The sequence below is a fragment of the Roseateles depolymerans genome (genome assembly GCF_003387155.1).
Classification (GTDB): Bacteria; Pseudomonadota; Gammaproteobacteria; order Burkholderiales; family Burkholderiaceae_C; genus Roseateles; species Roseateles depolymerans.
In genome coordinates this window covers 977,377-997,758 of record NZ_QUMT01000001.1, presented here as the reverse complement: position 1 = coordinate 997,758, position 20,382 = coordinate 977,377, and the positions used below count along the sequence as shown (strand labels likewise).

The following is a 20,382-nucleotide window of genomic DNA, read 5'->3' as shown; positions in this document are numbered from 1 at the left end:
GAGACGGGATGAGGGCATCACCAGGGCGTCCGGCGGGCGCAGAAGACGCCGCCGATGGGCAGGGACGACGCGCGCCCGCGCGCCAGACCGCGGGACTGTCGAGCGTGCCCGGCGCCCTCCACGGCGTGAGGCTCACGATCTCCGCGCTGGGCTTGAGCCTGGGCATGGGGGTGGGGCTGAGCCTCTGCGCCGCACCGGCATGGGCCGACAGCGTCAAGGCCTCCCAGTTCTACGAGGACGCCCTCAAGCGCTTTGAACGCCAGGACGTCGACGGCGCCATTCTCCAGCTCAAGAATGCCCTGCAGCAGGACGCGCGACTGCTGTCGGTGCATGTGCTGCTGGGCAAGGCCCTGCTCTCCCGCAGCGAAGCCGCCGCCGCCGAGGTCGAATTCAACGAAGCCCTGCAACTGGGCATCAACCGCGCCGAAGTGGTGGTGCCGCTGGCCCAGGCGCTGGTGGCGCAAGGAAAGCAGGCCGAGGTCTTCAAGCGTGCCGTGCTCACGCCGGACGGGCTGCCCGACGCGACCCGTCAGGCCTTGCTGCTGGTGCGCGCCGGTGCATCGTCCGACCTGGGGGATGCAACGCGCGCCCAGGCGCTGGTGGACGAGGCCCGCGCATTAAACCCGGCGCAGCCGGATGCCTGGATCGCCGAAGTGCCGCTGCGCATCCGCGCACGGCAGTTCGACAAGGCCGATGCAGCCGCAGACCGCGCCCTGCAACTGGCCCCGCGCAATGCCGAGGCGCTCTACCAGAAAGCCACCATCGCCCATGTGCAGGGGCGTCTGGACGAGGCCCTGCGCGGCTACGAGCAGGTGCTGGCCCTCGATGCGCGGCATCTGGAAGCGCAGGTGGCGCGGGCCGGCATCCTGGTGGATCTGGATCGTCGAGACACAGCCACATCCACCCTGCAGGCGCTGCTCAAGCAAGCGCCCAATGAACCCCGGGCGCTGTACCTGAGCGCGGTGCTGGCCGAGCGCCGCGGCGACGCAGCGGCGTCCGCGCAGTCGCTCAAGGCGGTGACCACGCAGCTCGACCCGGTGCCGATGGACTACATCCGCTACCGGCCGCAGGCCCTGATGCTCAACGGGCTGGCCCACTACGGACTGGGGGAGCTGCAAAAGGCCAAGCCCTATCTCGAAGCCGCGCTGCGCCAGCAGCCCGCCAGCCCGCTGGCCAAGCTGCTGGCCCAGGTCTATGCCGCCGAGCCCAATCCCGAGCGCGCCTCCGAAGTGCTGGAGGCCTATCTGAAGGCCTTCCCCGGCGACAGCCAGGCGCTGGTGATGATGGCGTCGCTGCAGATGACGCAGGGGCGCCATGCACGCGCCACGGCGCTCATGCAGGAAGCACTGCGAGGCCGGGATGCACCGGAGTTCCGCACGGCACTGGGCCTGTCGCTCATCCGCGGCGGGCAACTGGCTGGGGCGGCGCAGGAGCTGGAAAAAGCTTTCCAGAAGGATCCGAACCAGTCCTATGCGGGTCTGTCGCTGGCCACGCTCTACCTGCGCAGCGGCCAGGCCGCCAAGGCCACTGCCGTGGCGGACCGGCTGGTGAAGCAGCAGCCGCGCAACCCCAGTGCCTGGATGATGCAGGGCGCAGCGCGGCAGGCCAGCCAGGATGTGGCGGGCGCCCGCCAGTCCTACCAGCAGGCGCTGCAGATCGACGCGGCCCTGGTGGAGCCGCAACTGGCCCTGGCGCGACTGGACATCACCACCCGCAATGTCGACGCGGCGCAGGCCCGCCTGGACGGACTGCTGCGCACCGACGAGCGCAACCCGGACGTGCTGTTCGAACGCGCCCTGCTGAGCGAGGCTCGCGGCCAGACGGCCGAGGTGGAGCGCTGGCTGGCCAAGGCGGCTGATGCCAGTGGTCCCCGGCAGACGCGGGCAGACCAGGCGCTGGTGACCTGGCTGCTGAAGCAGGACCAGCCCGGCCCGGCGCTGGAAGCGGCCAAGCGCATGCTGGGCAAGGCGCCGGACGACACGCTGGCCAACATCACCTACGCACGGGCGCAACTGGCCAACCGGGACACCGCGGGCGCGAAGGCCACGCTCAACAGTGCATCGCGCCGGGCCGGCTTTGAGCCGCAGCCGCTGGTGGACATCGCGACCCTGCAACTCGCCGCGAAGGATCCTGCCGGTGCGGCCTACACGCTGGACAAGGCGCTGAGCGCCGCGCCGCAGCACGCGCCTGCGCTGGCGCTGTCGTCCACGGTCGCGCTGGCGCAGGGGCAAGCGGCGCAGGCCGAGAAGCAGGCGCGACAGGTCATCGCCCTGCAGCCCGGCCAGGCGCTGGGCCATCTGCTGCTGGCCGATGTGTTCCAGTCGCGCCAGCAGCCAACCCAGGCGCTGGAGGCCTTGCGCAAGGCGCACGAGGTGCAGCCCAGCAGCGGCACCCTGCTGGCGCTGATGCAGGCCCTGTCCCGCCAGGACGGCGGCAACAAGGCCGCGATCGATCTGGCCGAGCGCTGGCTGCGCGGTCGCCCTGATGACCTGGCGGCGTGGAAGGCGCTGGGAGACAGTCAGGCTCGCAGCGGCAACTTCGCGGCCGCGCGCAAGAGCTACGACAGCGCGCTGCGACTGCGGCCCTCGGACGTCGAGACGCTGAACAACCAGGCCAATGTGCTGATCCGTCTGGGAGAGACTGCCGCGGCGGTCCCGCTGGCGGATCAGGCGCTGAACCTGGCCCCGCGCAATGCCTCGGTGATCGACACCGCGGGCTGGGCCCATCACCTGGCGGGCCATGCCGACCGTGCGCTGCAACTGCTGCGGGATGCGCGGCTGCGAGACCCCGCCAATCCGGACATCCGCTACCACCTGGCCGCCGTGCTGGCCAAGGCGGGCCGGACCGCCGAAGCCCGGGAGGAACTGGAGGCCGCGCTCAAGAGCCGCAGCTTTGCCAGCGTGAAAGAAGCACAGGCCCTGGCGTCGACCCTCAGGTGAGGGGCTGCGTACGGTGTCAGGAAAATTTACATTTCCACCCCAACAGGGATAAAAAGATCCATAAGACGGCGCCAAGTGCTTGTCAGACAAGGCGATGGGCTTTCTGGCCCGGCGTTTGCTTCAAGACAGTGACTCAACGCCAACGGCCTTTAGGCCGGATCGATTTCGGGGGATACACATGCGGTTTGCGACTCAACGACTGATGCTGTGCGCGGCGTTTGCCCTCGGCGCGGCAGCGCCCCTGGTGGCCCATGCGGATGCCACCTGGACCGCCAGCAGCTGCACCACCAATTGCTCGGAGTCCGGCGACCCGGCCCCGAACGTCAGCTACAGCGCCTACTCGGCGGCGATCAACACCACCAATGGCGCTTATGTCAGCACCGGCGGATTTGCAAGCAGCACGCTGGCGTTCTACAGCGGTGGCGGTTTCGGTGTGGTGGCACCGTCGGGCGACACCCAGTCGCCCAATCACTCGCTGGACAACTACGGCTATCAAGACCTGATCCTTCTGAAGTTCGATGACCTGGTGAAGCTGACCCAGGTGAAGATCGGCTGGAGCCAGTACGACAGCGACATCTCCGTGCTGGCCTACACCGGCAATACGTCCGGCGTGAATGTGGCCAACACCATCAATGGCAAGACGGCCAGCACCCTGACGGGCAGCGGCTGGTCGCTGGTGGGCAGCTATGCCGACCTGGTGACGGGCACCAACAAGGCCATCAACGCGCAGGGCGTGAGCTCGAGCTGGTGGATCATCACCGCGTACAACTCGCAGCTGGGCGGCGCGCCGACCGGGGGGGATGGCAGCACCTCGGGTCTGACGCGCGGGCTGGGCACCAACTACGCCGGGTATGACTTCGTGAAGCTGTATTCGGTCAGCGGCACGGCCACCACCACCCGCCAGAACGTGCCGGAGCCGGCGACGCTTGCCCTGTCGGCCGTGGCGCTGCTGGGCGTGGCGGGCGTGCGTCGGCAGCGTCAGAAGCGTGTGAATGAGCGCGCGGAAGGTGAACGCGCGCAGGGTTAATGGATGTGCCGCCCAGGAGGCGGCGATCTCGCAAGATCAAGCACCCCGGAGGATGGACAGGGTCCGCCTCTGGGGTGTTTTTGCGTGGGCTGCTGAACCAGAGGCAGTTGGCGTTTCAGGGTACGAAGTCTCACAAACTGAGCGACGTGGAACGTCAATCGAAGTCTGATGTGCTAGATCGATACGCCTCTCACCAGAATTTCCACCAAGGTCTTTTGCCTTTTGCAGTCGGGGCTGGCTCAAGTAAAGCGACGATGGCGTCATGGCCTTGCAGCCGGGCAAGGTCCGCGGCTGTTTTCCCGGAAGCGGTCTTGATGGTGACGTCTGCGCCGCTCGCGAGAAAGAGCTGAACATTCTCAAGGCAGCCGTTCTCGGCGGCGCCATGAAGCGCCGTGTATCCATCCCCGCTATGCGCGTTCACGTCCTCGCCGGCCGCGAGTGCCTGCTTCAAGTGGCCCACTGCGGCTGGACTTCGAATTGCTGACCAATACTGAAGCGTGCTCATTGGCACAGCGTCGCCGAAGAGCGAATCCAAAGGGCTCCGTGAAGCTGCGTTCGCTTCGCCCACAACGCTCATCAGCAGTTTGTCTTGTTCCAGTGCCGACGCCTGCTCCGGCGTCAGTTGCAATGTCTTGTCCGTCATAAAGATTCCGTATCGAGTGGGGCCGAACGTGCGGTGGGCCGACGCACCACACACCCATGCTCATCGTTCCAAATGGAACAGGACGAGGTGCCAAAGCCTCGACTGCTTACCTTGGGTCAATCGCGCGGAAGAACGTTCCGCGAAGGATCGGCAAGAACATGATCAAGGGTGATGGGACGACCCGCGATTGAACGGTGGCGGGCGGGGACTGAGGTGGTCGTTAGTATGCTGCGGCCTGGCGCCTCGCCACCTCTGCAAAGCGCCTCCAGGGGCAGGACTCGGCAAAGGCTCTCAATTTCTCCACACATTCTTGCGTGGCGCCGCTGCGGTGCAGATCGTCTGCATCGGTCAGCGCAGCCATGAGCGCCTGATTCCATTTCCGCTCGTTGTCTCGCAGCGCAACAACAGCCAGAGCGAAGTCCTCGGGTGACAGCTCACCGGGCTGAGCATGCCCCGGGAGCGATTCCTCGACGTACTGCCGAAACCGCGAGCGGTGCTCTTCATCGGCCAACTGCGCCAGTTGCTCCACCGATCGCTTTGCAAACGCGTGGAACCAATCCACCAGATCTGGAGATACGTTGTCAGACATGTAGATCCCTAGTGGCCTCAGCGCACAAGCTCATCTTAAGCGGCCATCCTGTTTCTGACGATCCAGCTGGTTGTCATGCACCGTCCGTCGGCGCATTCGGGCGCCCATCACCCGCAGCGCCCGCATGGACAAATCCCCCACCCGGCACCCGGTAGATAATCGCCCCTGATGCGCCCCCGCGCCGGCCCACAAGGCCCGCTCCGGGCGCCGGTTGGAAACGAGGCGCCCACTCCTGCGTCCCTGATTTCTATACGTGATGGTGCCGTCCGCCGGCCTGGCCCCGCAGCCGCCCTACCCTGGCGGTGATGCAGGCGGCCTTGCCACGGGTCCTGCGTGACCCGCCGTGCGACGGTTCTTCAGACGATATTTATTTCAGCGACCCCCAATGCCCGCATACCGCTCCAGAACCACCACCGCCGGCCGCAACATGGCGGGAGCCCGCTCCTTGTGGCGCGCCACCGGCATGAAGGACGAGGACTTCTCCAAGCCGATCATCGCCGTGGTGAACTCCTTCACCCAGTTCGTGCCCGGTCACGTCCACCTGAAGGACCTGGGCCAGCTCGTGGCCCGTGAAATCGAAGCCGCTGGCGGCGTCGCCAAGGAATTCAACACCATCGCGGTGGACGACGGCATCGCCATGGGCCACGACGGCATGCTCTATTCGCTGCCCAGCCGCGACATCATCGCGGACTCGGTGGAATACATGGTGAACGCGCACTGCGCCGACGCCATGGTCTGCATCTCCAACTGCGACAAGATCACCCCCGGCATGCTCATGGCCGCCATGCGGCTGAACATCCCCGTCATCTTCGTCTCCGGTGGCCCGATGGAAGCGGGCAAGGTGCGCCTGGCCGTGCCCGGCACCGCCACCGTACAGATCAAGAAGCTGGACCTGATCGACGCCATGGTCATGGCCGCCGACAGCAAGGTCAGCGACGCCGAAGTGGCTGAGGTCGAACGCTCGGCCTGCCCCACCTGCGGCTCCTGCTCCGGCATGTTCACCGCCAACTCGATGAACTGCCTGACCGAAGCGCTGGGCCTGTCCCTGCCGGGCAACGGCACGGTAGTCGCCACCCATGCCGACCGCGAGCAGCTGTTCAAGCGCGCCGGCCGACGCATCGTGTCGCTGACGCGCGAGTACTACGAAGAGGAGAACGAGCGCGTGCTGCCGCGCTCGGTCGGCTTCAAGGCCTTCGAGAACGCGATGACGCTGGACATCGCCATGGGCGGCTCCACCAACACCATCCTGCACCTGCTGGCCATCGCCCGTGAAGCGGAGATCGACTTCACCATGGCCGACATCGACCGCCTCTCCCGCGTGGTGCCGCAGCTGTGCAAGGTGGCGCCCAACACCAACAAGTACCACATCGAGGACGTGCATCGCGCCGGCGGCATCATGGCCATCCTGGGCGAGCTGGACCGCGGCGGCAAGCTGCACACCGACGTCCCCACGGTGCATGCCCCTTCCCTCAAGCATGCGCTGGACCAGTGGGACATCGTCCGCACCCAGGACGACGCGGTGCGCACCTTCTACCGCGCCGGCCCCGCCGGCATCCCGACACAGGTGGCCTTCAGCCAGAGCGAGCGCTGGCCCAGCCTGGACCTGGACCGCGCCGAGGGCTGCATCCGCTCCGTCGAGCATGCCTTCTCGCAGGAAGGCGGCCTGGCCGTGCTCACCGGCAACATCGCCCTGGACGGCTGCGTGGTGAAGACGGCCGGCGTGGACGACAGCATCCTGGTCTTCGAGGGCAATGCCCATGTGACCGAGTCGCAGGACGAAGCGGTGGAGAACATCCTGGCCGACAAGGTCAAGGCCGGTGATGTGGTGGTGGTGCGCTATGAAGGCCCCAAGGGCGGCCCGGGCATGCAGGAAATGCTCTACCCGACGAGCTACATCAAGTCCAAGGGCCTGGGCAAGGCCTGCGCCCTGCTGACCGACGGGCGTTTCTCGGGTGGCACCTCGGGCCTGTCGATCGGCCACTGCTCGCCGGAAGCGGCGGCCGGCGGCGCAATCGGCCTGGTGCGCAACGGCGATCGCATCCGCATCGACATCCCCAACCGCAGCATCAACGTGCTGGTGTCGGACGAGGAACTCGCCCGCCGCCGTGCCGAGCAGGACGCCAAGGGCTGGAAGCCAGTCCAGCCGCGTCCGCGCAAGGTGTCGGCCGCGCTGAAGGCCTATGCCAAGCTGGTGATGTCGGCGGACAAGGGCGCGGTGCGGGATCTGTCGTTGCTGGACGACTGACTGTGTGCCTGCGGAGGTAGCGCCCTCGCGTGCCACTTCCGCACGTCGTTACGTCGTCACGTCACTACGTCGTCACGTCGTCACGTCGTCACGTCGTTAGGCCGTCAGCCTGTGACGCCTTGATGCCTTGGTGTCCCGACGTTTCAACCTTCTCATTCCCCGCCGTAGATCCCCACATACGGCGCCTGCCCCGGCCGCACCGAGCCGCGGTACATGCCCTCGGTGTTGAAGCCGAGGTGGACCGCGCCGTGGCGGTCGACGGCGATCAGGCCGCCGTCCCCGCCCACCTTCGGCAGTTCCTCGAACAGCACGCGCTTGCAAGCCTCGTCCAGGGACAGCCCGCCGATGCGCACCAGGGCCGCCACTTCATGCGCAGCCACCGCACGAATGAATGCCTCCCCCGTGCCGGTGCAGGAGACCGCCACGCTGCGGTCATCGGCATAACACCCGGCGCCGGGAATCGGTGAATCGCCCACACGGCCGGGGCGCTTGTTGGTCATGCCGCCGGTGGAGGTGGCGGCTGCCAGGTGCCCATGCAGGTCCAGCGCCACGGCTCCTACGGTGCCGAACTTGGTCTTCTCATCGATGGGCCCTCGACCCACTGCATCCTGCCCGTCATGGTCCAGCACCTGCCCCAGCGCGGACGCCTTCGCGTGCCGCAACTGCTCCAGCCGCTGCGGCGTGCCGAACCACTCCGGCGACACCATCTCCACGCCCTGCCCGATGGCGAAGTGCTCAGCCGCCCGGCCGATCATCAGCACATGGCCGCTGTGGGCCATGACTTCCCGCGCCGCCAGCACCGGATTGCGCAGACGCGTCACACCGGCCACGGCACCGGCGCGGCGGTCGCGCCCGTCCATGACGCTGGCATCGAGCTCATGCCGCTCATCAGCCGTGTAGACCGCGCCCTTGCCTGCATTGAAGAGCTCACATTCCTCTAGCTGGCGCACGGCTTCCACCACCACGTCCAGCGCGTTCTCACCCGCCTCCAGCCGGCGCCCACCGTCTTCGAGGATGACGCGCAGCGCTTCGCGATAACGCGCTTCAGCCTCGGGTGACATGGCCGCCCGGCGCAGGGTGCCCGCACCGCCGTGGATAGCGAGCACGGCACGTGCGGCGGCGCCGGGGCGGTCGCCAGCGGCAAGGGAGTCGGGCAGGGTCATGAGGATCTCCAGAGTGGCCGGACCATTGTCACAGCGGGCTGCCCCTTCATGTCCATCCTCGGCGGGGCATCACGCCCACCAAACGCACCGGGCGCTCCGAATGCCCCCCTGGCGGCTAGCTGCTTTGTCCCGCTTGAGACAGGGGGAAAACGAACGCTCGTGCTAAAAACTCCGGCAACGCCGGGGCGACCTGCCGGGCCCGCCCCCACATCCCGATCGAGGAGACACGCCATGGACCTGCAGTTCACGCCGGAAGAACAGGCCTTCCGGGCCGAGATCCGTCACTGGGTGGCCGACCACCTGCCCAAGGACATCAGCCACAAGGTGCACAACGCCCTGCGTCTGACCAAGGACGACATGCAGCGCTGGGCCCGCATCCTGGGCAAGCAGGGCTGGCATGGCTGGGCCTGGCCCAAGCAGTTCGGCGGCCCCGGCTGGAATGCGGTGCAGCGCCATCTGTTCGAGGAAGAATGCGCCCTGGCGGGCGCCCCCCGCGTGGTGCCCTTCGGCCCGGTGATGGTGGCGCCGGTGATCATGGCCTTTGGCTCCCGCGAGCAGCAGGAGCGGCACCTGCCCGGCATCATGAGCGGGGACGTCTGGTGGAGCCAGGGCTACAGCGAACCGGGCGCCGGGTCGGACCTGGCCTCGGTGAAGACCCGCGCCGAGCGCCGCGGCAATCTCTACATCGTCAACGGCCAGAAAACCTGGACCACGCTGGGCCAGTACGGCGACTGGATCTTCTGCCTGGTGCGCACCGACCCCACGGTCAAGCCGCAGGCCGGCATCTCCTTCCTGCTGATCGACATGAAGTCCCCGGGCGTGACCGTCCGGCCGATCATCATGCTGGACGGCGAACACGAGGTGAACGAGGTGTTCTTCGACAACGTCGAAGTGCCGGTCGAGAACCTGGTGGGCGAGGAGAACAAGGGCTGGACCTACGCCAAATACCTGCTGGCCCACGAGCGGACCAACATTGCCGACGTGAACCGCGCCAAGCGGGAGCTGGAGCGGCTCAAGCGCATCGCCAAGGCCGAAGGCGTCTATGAGGACAGCCGGTTCCGCGACCAGATCGCGCAGCTGGAAGTGGAGGTGGTGGCGCTGGAGATGATGGTGCTGCGGGTGCTGTCGGCCGAGAGCAGCGGAAAGCAGTCGCTGGATGTGGCGGGCTTGCTCAAGATCCGCGGCAGCGAGATCCAGCAGCGCTACAGCGAGCTGATGATGCTGGCCGCCGGGCCCTTTGCCACGCCCTTCATCCAGGAAGCGATGGAAGCCGGCTGGCAGGGCGACCACGTGGGCGCTGCCCACTGCGCGCCGCTGGCCAGCCACTACTTCAACTATCGCAAGACCACGATCTACGGCGGCTCCAACGAGGTCCAGCGCAACATCGTGGCGCAGACCGTGCTGGGCTGAGCGCCTTCATCGCCGCAAGGAGACCCTTCATGGATTTTGATTTCACCGAAGACCAGGAATCGCTGCGCGATGCGGTGCGCCGTTTTGTCGAACGGGACTACGGGGATGACCAGCGCCGCGCGATCCTCAAGGCCGGCGGCTTCTCCAAGGCCGCGTGGGACGGCCTGGTGGGCCTGGGCCTGACCGCGCTGGCGGTGCCCGAGGTGCATGGCGGCCTGGGCTTCGGCCCGGTGGATGCCATGGTGGTGATGGAAGAACTGGGCCGTGGCCTGGTGCTGGAGCCCTATGCGCAGGCGGCGCTGGTGGCGCCGGCAGTGCTGGCCCACGCCCCGGGGGAGCTGCAGGCCGACTGGCTGCCGCGCATCGCCGCCGGAGACGCCCTGCTGGTGCTGGCCCATCAGGAGCGGGCCGCTCGTTACCGCTTGGACGTTTGCGACACCCAGGCCACCGCGGATCACCGCGTGACCGGCCACAAGAGCGTGGTGAGCGCCGGCGCGCATGCCGATGCCTTCATCGTGCCGGCCAGGACCGACGGCGGCATCGCGCTGTACCTGGTGGCCCACGACGCGCCCGGCGTGGCCGTGCGGCCCTATCGTCTGCACGACGGCTCGGCTGCGGCTGAACTCACCCTGCGCGATGCCCCCGCCACGCTGCTGGTGTCGCCCGCTCATGGGCTGGCGGTGCTGGAGCAGGCCGTGGACATCGCCATCGCCGCGCAGGCGGCCGAAGCGGTGGGCGTGATGGACCGCTATGTGGCGCTGACGGTGGACTACATGAACACCCGCAAGCAGTTCGGCGTGGCCATCGCCAGCTTCCAGGCGCTGCGGCATCGCGTGGCCGATGTGAAGATGCAGCTGGAGCTGGCCCGGTCGATGAGCTACTTCGCCACGCTCAAGCTCAACGAGCCGGCCGAGGCGCGGCGCCGGGCGCTGTCCCAGGCGAAGGTGCAACTGGGCCAGTCGATGCGTTTCGTGGGCCAGCAGTGCACCCAGCTGCATGGCGGCATCGGCGTGACCGACGAGTATGTCGGCAGCCACTACTTCAAGCGGCTCACCGTGATGGAGATGCAGTATGGGGACACGATGCATCATCTGGGCGAAGTCAGCCGGCGCATGACGGACACCGCAGGCGTGTTCGCCTGAGCGGAGAACGGCGCGCAGCCGCGCGCCGCGCCCCCCGGTGCCGCGCAGGGGAACGCCAACAGGGTCCATGCGACCCTGGTCCCTGCGGCGCTGTCTACACTGGCCACTCCGCGTAGCAACCACTGGAGGGGCCATGGCGCCCGCTTCGTCTTCTGCATCCCCGTCTGCCTCGTCGGCCCCCGGCTCCTCGGGCAGCCTGTGTGATGTCGCCGGCCTGAGGGTCGGCCACTATCAGCATCCCCACGCTCCGACCGGCTGCACCGTCGTCCTCTGCGAGCAGGGGGCGGTCGCGGGCGTCGACGTGCGCGGCGCCGCGCCCGGCACGCGGGAAACCGACCTGCTGCGACCGGAGAACACCGTCTCCGTCATCCACGGTCTGGTGCTGAGCGGCGGCAGCGCCTTCGGCCTGGCCACCGCCGATGGCGTGATGCGCTGGCTGGCGGAGCGCGGCCACGGATTCCAGGTCGGCCAGGCGCGCGTGCCGATTGTCCCGGCCGCTGTGCTGTTCGATCTGTGGCTGCACGATGCACAGACGGCCCCGGATGCGGCGGCCGGACGAGCCGCCTGCGACGCTGCCACCGCCGACCAGCAGGCCAGGGGCAACGTCGGCGCAGGCGCTGGCGCGACCGTGGGCAAGCTGCTGGGCGTCCCCCGCGCCATGAAGGGGGGGCTGGGCATGGCCTCGCTGCGCATCGGCGGCGTGACGCTGGCGGCGATGGTTGCCGTCAATGCCGTGGGCGATGTGGTGGACCCGCGCACCGGCGAGGTCCTGGCCGGCAGCCGCGGCGCGGACGGGCAGCCACGCTCCTCGGTCCAGGCCCTGCTGGACGGCGAGCCGTTGGGCGGCGCCCTGTCCGGCAGTGCCACCACGCTGGGGGTGATCGCCACCGATGCCCGCCTCACCAAGTCCCAGGCCAACAAGCTGGCGCAGATCGCCCACGATGGCCTGGCGCGCAGCATCCAGCCGGTGCACACCGTCATGGACGGCGACGTGCTGTTTGCGGTGGCCACCGGCACGGCCGGCCAGGACGCCGACATGGCCCTGCTCGGCGCTGCCGCCGCGGAGGTGGTGGCACGGGCGGTGATCGACGCCATTGTGTCCGCCCGCTCGTTGCCGGACGTGCCGGCGGCCTGCGATCGGCCGGGCGCGGAGCAGCGACAATCGCCGGCATGAAAGCGTCTTCCCGTGCCCCCCGTCCCGTTGCCATCGACCAGATTCTTTTCAGCCAGGGTTTTGGCACCCGGCGTCATTGCGCGGCGCTGATCCGGCATGGGCTGGTGTCGGTGGCCGACCGTGTCATCGAGGACCCGGACGAAGCCTTCCTCACCGAGGGCCTGATCTTTGAAGTCGAAGGCAAGAGCTGGCCGTATCACGAGACGGCGCTGGTCCTGCTGCACAAGCCTGCGGGTTATGAATGCTCCCGCAAGCCGACCCATCATCCCAGCGTGCTGAGCCTGCTGCCGGCGCCGCTGCGCGAGCGGGACCTGCAACCGGTGGGACGGCTGGATGAAGACACCACCGGCCTGCTGCTGCTGACCGACGACGGTCCCCTGCAGCACAAGCTCACCAGCCCCAAGTACCACGTGCCCAAGGTCTACGAGGCCGTCTGCAAGGCCCCGGTGGACGACGAGCAGTTGCAGCGGCTGATGGCCGGCGTGCTGCTGGAAGAACGGGACCCGCGCCTGGCGGCGGAACCGGTGAAGGCCGCCCTGGCGCGTCGTCTTGCCGACGGACGGCTGGAGCTGACGCTGACCGAAGGCCGCTACCACCAGGCCAAGCGCATGGTGGCGGCGGTGGGCAACCGCGTGATGGCGCTGCACCGCCGGTCCATCGGCCAGCTCACGCTGCCGCAGGACCTGCCCGCCGGCGGCTGGTGCTGGCTGGACGAGGCCGGACGGCAGCAGGCGATGACCGCGGCTGATGCAGGCGCTTAAAGGTCTGCCCTTCTGCCGCCTGCCGCTCCACCGCCTGCCCCTCTGCCGCCGTCGCGGCTGACGCCCTCCCCTCTACCAGCGCCCGGTCTTCTTGCCCTGGGCCACCAGCAGGTCGGCCATGCCCAGCAGGCTGGTCAATTGGTCCGGCTCATCGGCCAGGTCCATGCTGTAGTGGGTGCACAGGTCGGTCCAGATGCCCTCCACCACTTGGTCCCGGTTGTCCGCCTGGAGTGCGCCTTCCTGGAAGCGGCTGTAGAGCTTGTCAGCCGCGGCGGCCATGACTCCGCGCCAATCGCCCGCGGGGCACTGGACGATGACCGGCGTGCCGGTCCCATCCGAGCGGAACCATTCCATGAGCTTGCCGATCTCCAGCAGTTCTTGAGGGGGCACGGCCTGGCCCTGCGTCAGCGGTGCGCGAATCAGCTCCATCGGACGCTGCGTGGGCACGATGTCCTTGCTTTGGACGAACACCGGCTCCCGGCTGACGTCCCGCGTCACGGGGGTCCCCCGAATCTGGGCCGACACTTCCATGCGGGTGGTCGTGGCGCCGAGTGCGTCTCCCAGCGGCACCTCACTGCGCCCTTGCCACTGGAATGTGGCGGAACTGTCCTCGTCGAACGGGCGCGTGCCGTTGTCCAGGGCATGGGCTTCGGCCGGTTCCGACTTGCCGCCCACATCCACCACGGCCGCGACGTTGTGCTTGAGGCACGCGACCGCCAATGCCAGCGCCTGCGCCGGCCCGGTCGGCTCCAGGATCAGCGTACCCGGGTTGGCCCAGGCGCCCACCAGCCGGGCGCCGCCCAGGCCCTTGAGCTGTGGATCGGTCGGGAACATTCGGTCGATCCGGATTCGATGCGGCGCGCCGGTGCTGCCCTTGAGCGGCGCGTACAGCGACGTGGTGGCCCAGCGGATCTGCTTCATCTGGTTGCAGATGTCGCGGGCGACTTTGGCGTGTCGGGTGCCGCTCGTGTCGCCAACGGTGGCCTGGGCCCCTGCCGCCATCGGGAAGGCCCGTTGCTGGATCTCGTCGGGATGGGGCGTGCCGCGCCGTTGGAAGGTGTCCCGCACCGTATGGGCCAGGGCCAGCAGCGCCGCCACGTGGACCGGTTCATTCAGCAATTGCGTGCTGCGGTTCATCTTCAACTTCACCACGGCTTCCTGCACCAGATCCTCGATGGCCTCCTGGTCCAGGCACTGGCCCGCCTTGCAAAGCCGGGAGACGTCCTGATAGATCTTCCATCCCGCTGCGAAAACGGCAGAGCGGTTGTCTCCGGACGGTGACTGGAACGCCACGTGGCAACCCGGCTGTGGCGGATCCGCCGCCAGCTCCCGGAATACCTTCAGCATCATGCTCGGCGGAATGGCGTGGGTCGGGTCCAGCGTCACGTACCAGTGGCGGCCGTCCGGGGTGGACCCTGCCGGCTGGATGCCCTTGGGGAAAGGCGTGGCCGTGCGGGGTACCAGGTCCAGGAGGACGGTCTCCAGGTCCGTCCCCAGACGCACCACATGCGTCACCTGATGCTCGTCCATGCCTTGCCGCCACAGCTGGCTCTGGCTCTGGGTCGGCGTGGCCATGGCCACAATGCCGCCGCCCAGCAGGTTGGCATGCAGCCGCTCGCTGAGCACCGGCCCGTTGCCGCCCCGGGTGGCGTCCAGCAGGGTGCTGGGTCGCACCGGCAGGGACGGGCCATGTTCGATGTACTTCTCCCCTTTGTTCAGGGCCTTCAGCGAATCCATCTGGCTGACGTCGCTCACCAGTTGCGCCGCGGGCTTCATCTGCGGGTGCCAGCCCGGCATGTCCCGGCTGTACTGGCCCGGAGGCAGCGGGAAGGACACGAGACTGCGGGGAGGGCTCACCTCCGGCGAAGCATCAGGCCCTGCATGAGGGGCAGCGAGGTCTCGCGTCGATGAAGAGAATAGTTTGTGAAGCAGCCTCATGAGGTCTCTCCTTGAAGGACAACTCACCCTCGGTGTTCCATGGCAATGGGTGGGGTGCCTACGTTGAGTCAACGGCGGGAGTTTTCAGGTGCAAACCAATCCCGCGTTGTCGATCAAACATTGATGCAATCGACAACCGAAGGCGGCCTCAGCGCCAGCGCATCGTCTTCTTGCCGATGTCGATCAGCAGTTCACTCATGCCCATCAGATGCGCCAGCTGTTCCGGGCTGTCGGCCAGATCGACGCTGTACTCCCGGCACAGGCCCGCCCAGATGTCATGGACGGCATCGAGGCGGTTGTCCTCGGTCAGCTCACCCTGCTGGAAGCGGCTGTAGAGCAGATCGGCGGCGGCCACCGCCGCGGCGCGCAGGTCACCGTCCGGGCATTGCAATGCGATGGTGTGACCCGGGCCATCCGCGCGGTAGCGCTCCATGATCACGGCGACGTCGTACAGCGCGCGAGGCGGCACCGGCTTGCCGGGCGGCAGGGGCGACTTGACCAGTTCCAGCGGCCTGATCTCCGCTTCTGTCTTTTCATCTTTCAGCGTGACCGGATCGACAGTGAGATCCCGCGTCACCGCCGAGCCGTTCACTCGCGCGGACACCAACATGCCGATCGAGGTGGCCCCGGGCAGATCCTCTTCCAGCGACTGCTCGCCCCGACGTCCCCACTCGAAGGCGGCGGTGCAGTGGCCGCCGAAAGACCGGCTGCCGTGGGCCATTGGATCGGGGCCTGCCCATGCGCTGAGCTCGCTGGGATGCGTGAGGTCAAACACCGCCGCGATGTTGTGCGAAAGGCAAGCCACGGCCAGCGCCAGCGATTGGTCCGCCGTCGGGCGCTCCAGCACCAGCGTCGCCGGTGTCGCCCAGGCGCCGCGCAGGTGCGCAGCTGCCAGGCCTTGCAGGCGCGCGTCGGGGATGAATCGACGCTCGCAACGAATGCGGCGCTGAAGGGCCCGGCTGCCTTCGAGCGGCCCGAATGACAGGCCCTGCAACGATGGGTCGTTGCGGATGGCGGCGCACCAGTCGCCAGCCCGGGCCCGCCGGAGGGCGGCGGCGTGCCTCGGCCCGGGCCGCACCGGCTCATCAGGCCCCAAGGATTCGAGCCTCACCTCGGGTTGCGGCAGGAATCGGACCCCCCGCTTTTGCAAACGGTCGCGCCACTGATGGCCCATGGCCAGCAGCGACGCCACATGGATCGGCTCGCTCAAGAGCTGCACACTGCGGTTGGTCTTCATCTGCAACACGGCCGCCGCCACGGCATGCTCGATGGCGGCGTCGTCCAGCGGCCGGCCGGCTTTTTGCAACTGACGCAGATCCTTGTACACCTTCCACCCCGCGCCGAAGACGGCGGACCGGTCGTCGCCGTCATACGACTGGAAGGCGACGTGAGCCTCGGGTGCCGGCGCATCGGCCATGAGCGCCTCGAAGGTGTCCAGCAGCAGGCTGGGCGGGATGGCCGTGGCCGGCGCGAGTTCGACGTCCCGATGGCGACTCAGCGCGCCATGGGCCTGGCCATCGGGCCTGCGCGAGCAGGCAGCCTCGGCGGCAGGGTCCAGGCCCAGATTGGCACGCTCCAATTCGCAGGACAGGCGCACCACATGGGTCACGCCATTCGCCTCCGCCTGCCAGCGCCACAGACGGGCCTGGGACACGGTGGGCGTGGCCATGACCACCACGCCGCCGGGCAACTTGTTGGCATGCAGCCGCTCCGACAACTCCGCCGGCCCTGACACCCGCTCGGGCTCCAGCAGCGAATGGGCCCGCACCGGCAGCGACGGGCCGCGCAGGATCAGCTTCTCGATGGGATGGCCCGCCACGGAATCTGGAATGTCTCCCAGCTCTTCCAGCAGCATCTGCGCGCGGCTGATTTGTGGAACCCACACGCTGTAGTCACTGGCCGGTGTATGGCTCGGCAACTCGATGAGGGGCGGGGTCGCCGCGGCCGCCGGCGATGGGCGGGCCGGCTTGATCGACGGTTCGAAGTGAGCAGCAAGACGACTGAACAATTTCAAGATCGTTCTCCTTTGCAAGACACGGGCGCCGCCACCAAACATGGAAGGCAGTGACTGGCTCAGTCCTGCGCAGGAGGTTTTCAGTTGCCAACCGTTGCCACGCTTGTCGTCAGAAACTTGATGCAATCGACAACTGACTGCGGTGGGACCCCTCCCCGACTTCGGTGGAAAACGAGCGCCAATCGCACAAACCAGGGCAGTCGGTGCGCTCTATCGACCGTTCAAGGGAATTCCCGACTCCCGGCCCCAACGGACTTGGGTAGAACCGGCGCCACAAAAGACGACCGGAACACACGCCCGGACGCGGCCGATTCGAATGGGAGCCACCGTGAACGTTGCAGGGCCGATAGACGGCGACACGCCAGTGGCCCTGGAGGTCCGGGCGGAGCGCTTGTCCGCGCTGCAGTCGCTGGTGCGTTTGCCGGCTGCCGTGGGCGCCCTGTTCAGCATCCTGCCGGTGGTGCTGCTGTGGCGGCATCTGGACCCCGCCGAACTGCTGTGCTGGCTCGCCGCGCGCTGGGCGATTTCCGCCTGGCGGGGCCTGGAGGCGCGCCGCTTCCTCAAAGGTCCGGTCCGGTTGCCGGACCTGCCTCGCTGGGAGCGCCGCTATCTGTCGGCACTGCTGCTGGATGGCCTGGCGTGGGGCATGGTCGGCGCGCTCTTCGCCACGCCCAATCTCCCGGAAATCGACGGGGCCGTCATGACCCTGCTGGTGGGCCTGGCCGCTTTCACCCAGGTGACGCTGAGTTCCTGGACCCGCGCACAGGCGCTGTTCGCCTCGCTGGTGCTGGCGCCGCTGATCGTGCGGCTGGGCCTGCAGGGCGGTGCGGTGGGCTGGCTCAGTGCCGGTGCCCTGGTGACCTTCTGGTTGCTGATGACCCTGGAATCGCGCCGGGTCGAAGCCCGGACGCTGGAGCTGCTGCGCCTGCGTTTCGAGCAGGCGCATCTGGCCGAGCAAAGCCAGCTGGCCCTGCATGCGGCGGAGGAAACCAGCAGCAGCAAGAGCCGCTTCGTGGCCATGATGAGCCACGAGATCCGCACACCACTGAACGGCATCCTGGGCATGGCGCAGTTGCTGGAGACGAGCGACCTGTCCGATCAGCAGCGACAGCAGGTGGACATCGTGCGCCGCTCGGGGCGGCATCTGCTGGGCCTGGTCAACGACATCCTGGACCTGGCCCGCATCGAGTCCGGCAAGCTGGTGGTCGAATCCCATCCGATGGACATGCGCGAAGTGGTCGGCGATGTCTGCCGGCTGCTGGGCGAGACCGCCCGCACCAAGGGCCTGCGTTTTGACTGGCAGGTGAGCGACGCCCTGCCCCCGCGAGTGATGGGCGATGCCTCCCGCATCCAGCAGATCCTGCACAACCTGGTGGGCAACGCCATCAAGTTCACCGACCAGGGCGGTGTGAGCGTGGAGGTCTCCCCGGTGCTGGACATGCGGGCCGGCACCCTGCTGCGCTGTGCGGTGCGCGATTCGGGGGAAGGCATTCCGGCGGATCAGCTCGAACGCATCTTTGCGCCGTTTGAGCAGGTGGTGGCGCGACGCATGCGTCGCCATGACGGCACCGGCCTGGGCCTGACCATCGCCCGTGAACTGGCACGCGCCATGGGCGGTGACCTGCGCTGCGCCTCCACGCCCGGCGTGGGGTCGGTGTTTGAGTTCTCGCTGCCGCTGCAGCCCGCCGAGGCCGGAGCGGCGGCCGAGCCGCCCGCGGCCCGCCCCCTGCCCACGCCCACCCAGGTGCCGCAGCTCACCGGGCGGGTGCTGCTGGTGGACGACAGCATGGTCAACCTGCTGGTCGCCTCCACCATGCTGCAGCAGTGCGGGCTGGCGGTCACCACCGCCGAAGACGGCCGGCAGGCGCTGGACCAGTTGCGCGGCCAGCGCTTCGACCTGGTGCTGATGGACTGCCAGATGCCGGAGATGGACGGCTTCAGCGCCACACAGGCCTGGCGGGAGGAAGAGGCCCGGCGCCGCCTGCCGCGCACGCCGGTGGTGGCGCTCACCGCCAGCGCCATCAACGATGACCGGGACCGCTGCACCCGCGCCGGCATGGACGACTTCCTGCTCAAGCCGTTCGAGATGGGGGACCTGCTGTCGCTGGTGGAGCGGCATCTGCCGTCATCCGCTGCGGCGCCTTCCGGCGTTGCGCCCGGCCCCCTGGCGGGACTCGCCACGCCCTGATGGAGGCCCGGCCGGGTCGCCCGCTTGCGCCTGCGCGCGCCGGGTCGGCGCCGCCAGCAGATAATCGGGCCCCATGCAGGTGTTTCGCGGCTTCCATCATCCGGGCATCGCGCCTCAGTGCGCGCTGACCATCGGCAATTTCGACGGCGTCCATCGCGGCCACCAGGCCATGCTGGCGTTGCTGCAGTCGGAGGCCCGTCACCGCGGCCTGCCGACCTGCGTGCTGACCTTCGAGCCGCATCCCCGGGACTTCTTCGCCCACAAGATGGGCCGCCCCGAGCTGGCCCCGGCCCGCATCGCGACGCTGCGCGACAAGCTCTCCGAGCTCGAACGCTGCGGGGTGGACCAGGTGGTGGTGCTGCGCTTTGACGAGCAACTGGCCAGTCTGTCGGCCCAGGACTTCATCCAGCAGGTGCTGGTGGACGGCCTGGGCGCCCGGTATGTGCTGGTGGGCGACGACTTCCGCTTCGGCGCCAAGCGCCAGGGCGACTACGCCACCCTGGACGCCGCCGGCCAGCGCCTGGGCTTCGATGTGGCCCGCATGATGAGTTACGAGGTGCACGGACTGCGGGTGTCGAGCTCGGCCGTGCGGGAATCGCTGCAGCGCGGAGACCTGGACGGCGCGGCGCGCCTGCTGGGCCGGCCCTATTCCATCTCCGGCCATGTCATCCATGGCCAGAAGCTCGGCCGCCAACTGGCTGAATCGCGCCCCGGCGCGCAGGACGGCTTCCGCACCCTGAACCTGCGCTTTGGCCATGACAAGCCTGCGGCCCACGGCATCTTCGCCGTTCGGGTGCACGGCCTGACAGGCCCGCAGGAGCCGCCGCTGGACGGGGTGGCCTCCCTGGGCGTGCGCCCCACGGTGGAGGACGCCGGACGGGTGCTGCTGGAGGTGCATGCGCTGGACTGGCCGGCCGCGCTGGCCGAGCGCCTGGGACCGGCCGAGGCCTACGGTAAACTCGTCCGCGTGGAACTGCTGCACAAACTGCGTGACGAAGCCCGTTTCAACGGTCTGGACGCCCTCACCGCCGCGATCTGGGAGGACGTCCGTCAGGCACGTGCGTACTTTGCCGATCAGGCCAGCACCCATGCGGCGGTGCGCCGCCAGACCACGCGCGACCGAATTTGAACCGCCCGCGTCCGCCGCCC

The 20,382-nt window shown here is 68.2% G+C and carries 14 protein-coding genes; 9 read left to right on the top strand and 5 right to left on the bottom strand.

Annotation, left to right across the window (positions count from 1 at the left end; all coding sequences use genetic code 11):
- The first annotated feature begins 8 nt into the window (after positions 1–8).
- On the top strand, positions 9–2,939 hold the full coding sequence (gene prsT / locus DES44_RS04340) for an XrtA/PEP-CTERM system TPR-repeat protein PrsT (protein ID WP_083525755.1): 2,931 nt from the start codon (positions 9–11) through the stop codon (positions 2,937–2,939).
- A gap of 178 nt (positions 2,940–3,117) precedes the next feature.
- Positions 3,118–3,966, top strand: coding sequence for an exosortase-dependent surface protein XDP1 (xdp1, locus tag DES44_RS04335; RefSeq protein WP_170156596.1), 849 nt, complete (start codon positions 3,118–3,120; stop codon positions 3,964–3,966).
- Between the two features lie 190 nt (positions 3,967–4,156).
- On the opposite strand, the gene DES44_RS04330 is transcribed toward xdp1, so the two are convergent.
- Both DES44_RS04330 and DES44_RS04325 read right to left on the bottom strand, forming a co-directional pair.
- The gene (locus DES44_RS04330) at positions 4,157–4,609 is read right to left on the bottom strand and encodes an ankyrin repeat domain-containing protein (protein ID WP_058936058.1); all 453 of its coding nucleotides are present in this window, start codon (positions 4,607–4,609) and stop codon (positions 4,157–4,159) included.
- 220 nt (positions 4,610–4,829) lie between these two features.
- The gene (locus DES44_RS04325) at positions 4,830–5,198 is read right to left on the bottom strand and encodes a hypothetical protein (protein ID WP_058936059.1); all 369 of its coding nucleotides are present in this window, start codon (positions 5,196–5,198) and stop codon (positions 4,830–4,832) included.
- 385 nt (positions 5,199–5,583) lie between these two features.
- On the opposite strand from DES44_RS04325, the gene ilvD reads away from it, so the two are divergent.
- The gene (gene ilvD / locus DES44_RS04320; protein ID WP_058936060.1) at positions 5,584–7,443 is read left to right on the top strand and encodes a dihydroxy-acid dehydratase; all 1,860 of its coding nucleotides are present in this window, start codon (positions 5,584–5,586) and stop codon (positions 7,441–7,443) included.
- A gap of 152 nt (positions 7,444–7,595) precedes the next feature.
- Here ilvD and DES44_RS04315 read toward each other — a convergent pair whose 3' ends face one another.
- On the bottom strand, positions 7,596–8,606 hold the full coding sequence (locus tag DES44_RS04315) for an isoaspartyl peptidase/L-asparaginase family protein (protein WP_058936061.1): 1,011 nt from the start codon (positions 8,604–8,606) through the stop codon (positions 7,596–7,598).
- Between the two features lie 231 nt (positions 8,607–8,837).
- Between DES44_RS04315 and DES44_RS04310 the strand changes: the two genes are divergently transcribed.
- The 4 genes from DES44_RS04310 (at position 8,838) to DES44_RS04295 (ending at position 13,093) form a co-directional block, all read left to right on the top strand.
- Positions 8,838–10,016 carry an acyl-CoA dehydrogenase family protein gene (locus DES44_RS04310; protein ID WP_058936062.1) on the top strand — a complete coding sequence of 393 codons (1,179 nt, stop codon included), beginning with the start codon at positions 8,838–8,840 and terminating at the stop codon, positions 10,014–10,016.
- A 29-nt stretch (positions 10,017–10,045) separates the two neighbouring features.
- A complete protein-coding gene (locus DES44_RS04305; RefSeq protein WP_058936063.1) occupies positions 10,046–11,158 on the top strand; it encodes an acyl-CoA dehydrogenase family protein in 1,113 nt (370 codons plus the stop codon).
- Positions 11,159–11,291: 133 nt separating this feature from the next.
- Positions 11,292–12,332, top strand: coding sequence for a P1 family peptidase (locus DES44_RS04300; protein ID WP_058936064.1), 1,041 nt, complete (start codon positions 11,292–11,294; stop codon positions 12,330–12,332).
- On the top strand, positions 12,329–13,093 hold the full coding sequence (locus tag DES44_RS04295; protein ID WP_058936065.1) for a pseudouridine synthase: 765 nt from the start codon (positions 12,329–12,331) through the stop codon (positions 13,091–13,093). Before DES44_RS04300 ends, DES44_RS04295 begins: the two co-directional genes overlap by 4 nt.
- 72 nt (positions 13,094–13,165) lie before the next feature.
- Here DES44_RS04295 and DES44_RS04290 read toward each other — a convergent pair whose 3' ends face one another.
- Together DES44_RS04290 and DES44_RS04285 are read right to left on the bottom strand one after the other, a co-directional pair.
- A complete protein-coding gene (locus DES44_RS04290; RefSeq protein ID WP_058936066.1) occupies positions 13,166–14,929 on the bottom strand; it encodes a hypothetical protein in 1,764 nt (587 codons plus the stop codon).
- A 250-nt stretch (positions 14,930–15,179) separates the two neighbouring features.
- On the bottom strand, positions 15,180–17,045 hold the full coding sequence (locus tag DES44_RS04285; protein ID WP_147306942.1) for a hypothetical protein: 1,866 nt from the start codon (positions 17,043–17,045) through the stop codon (positions 15,180–15,182).
- Between the two features lie 328 nt (positions 17,046–17,373).
- Here DES44_RS04285 and DES44_RS04280 point away from each other — a divergent pair, with 328 nt between their 5' ends.
- Together DES44_RS04280 and DES44_RS04275 are read left to right on the top strand one after the other, a co-directional pair.
- Entirely contained in the window at positions 17,374–19,233 is a 1,860-nt protein-coding gene (locus tag DES44_RS04280) for an ATP-binding protein (protein WP_170156594.1), read from the top strand.
- A 73-nt stretch (positions 19,234–19,306) separates the two neighbouring features.
- Positions 19,307–20,362, top strand: a complete 1,056-nt coding sequence (locus DES44_RS04275; protein ID WP_058936069.1) for a bifunctional riboflavin kinase/FAD synthetase — start codon at positions 19,307–19,309, stop codon at positions 20,360–20,362.
- Positions 20,363–20,382 lie beyond the last annotated feature (20 nt).

Coding starts and splice junctions, on each gene's coding strand:
- prsT (WP_083525755.1), top strand. CDS start 9: ATGAGGGCATCACCAGGGCGTCCGGCGGGCGCAGAAGACGCCGCCGAT.
- xdp1 (WP_170156596.1), top strand. CDS start 3,118: ATGCGGTTTGCGACTCAACGACTGATGCTGTGCGCGGCGTTTGCCCTC.
- DES44_RS04330 (WP_058936058.1), bottom strand. CDS start 4,609: ATGACGGACAAGACATTGCAACTGACGCCGGAGCAGGCGTCGGCACTG.
- DES44_RS04325 (WP_058936059.1), bottom strand. CDS start 5,198: ATGTCTGACAACGTATCTCCAGATCTGGTGGATTGGTTCCACGCGTTT.
- ilvD (WP_058936060.1), top strand. CDS start 5,584: ATGCCCGCATACCGCTCCAGAACCACCACCGCCGGCCGCAACATGGCG.
- DES44_RS04315 (WP_058936061.1), bottom strand. CDS start 8,606: ATGACCCTGCCCGACTCCCTTGCCGCTGGCGACCGCCCCGGCGCCGCC.
- DES44_RS04310 (WP_058936062.1), top strand. CDS start 8,838: ATGGACCTGCAGTTCACGCCGGAAGAACAGGCCTTCCGGGCCGAGATC.
- DES44_RS04305 (WP_058936063.1), top strand. CDS start 10,046: ATGGATTTTGATTTCACCGAAGACCAGGAATCGCTGCGCGATGCGGTG.
- DES44_RS04300 (WP_058936064.1), top strand. CDS start 11,292: ATGGCGCCCGCTTCGTCTTCTGCATCCCCGTCTGCCTCGTCGGCCCCC.
- DES44_RS04295 (WP_058936065.1), top strand. CDS start 12,329: ATGAAAGCGTCTTCCCGTGCCCCCCGTCCCGTTGCCATCGACCAGATT.
- DES44_RS04275 (WP_058936069.1), top strand. CDS start 19,307: ATGCAGGTGTTTCGCGGCTTCCATCATCCGGGCATCGCGCCTCAGTGC.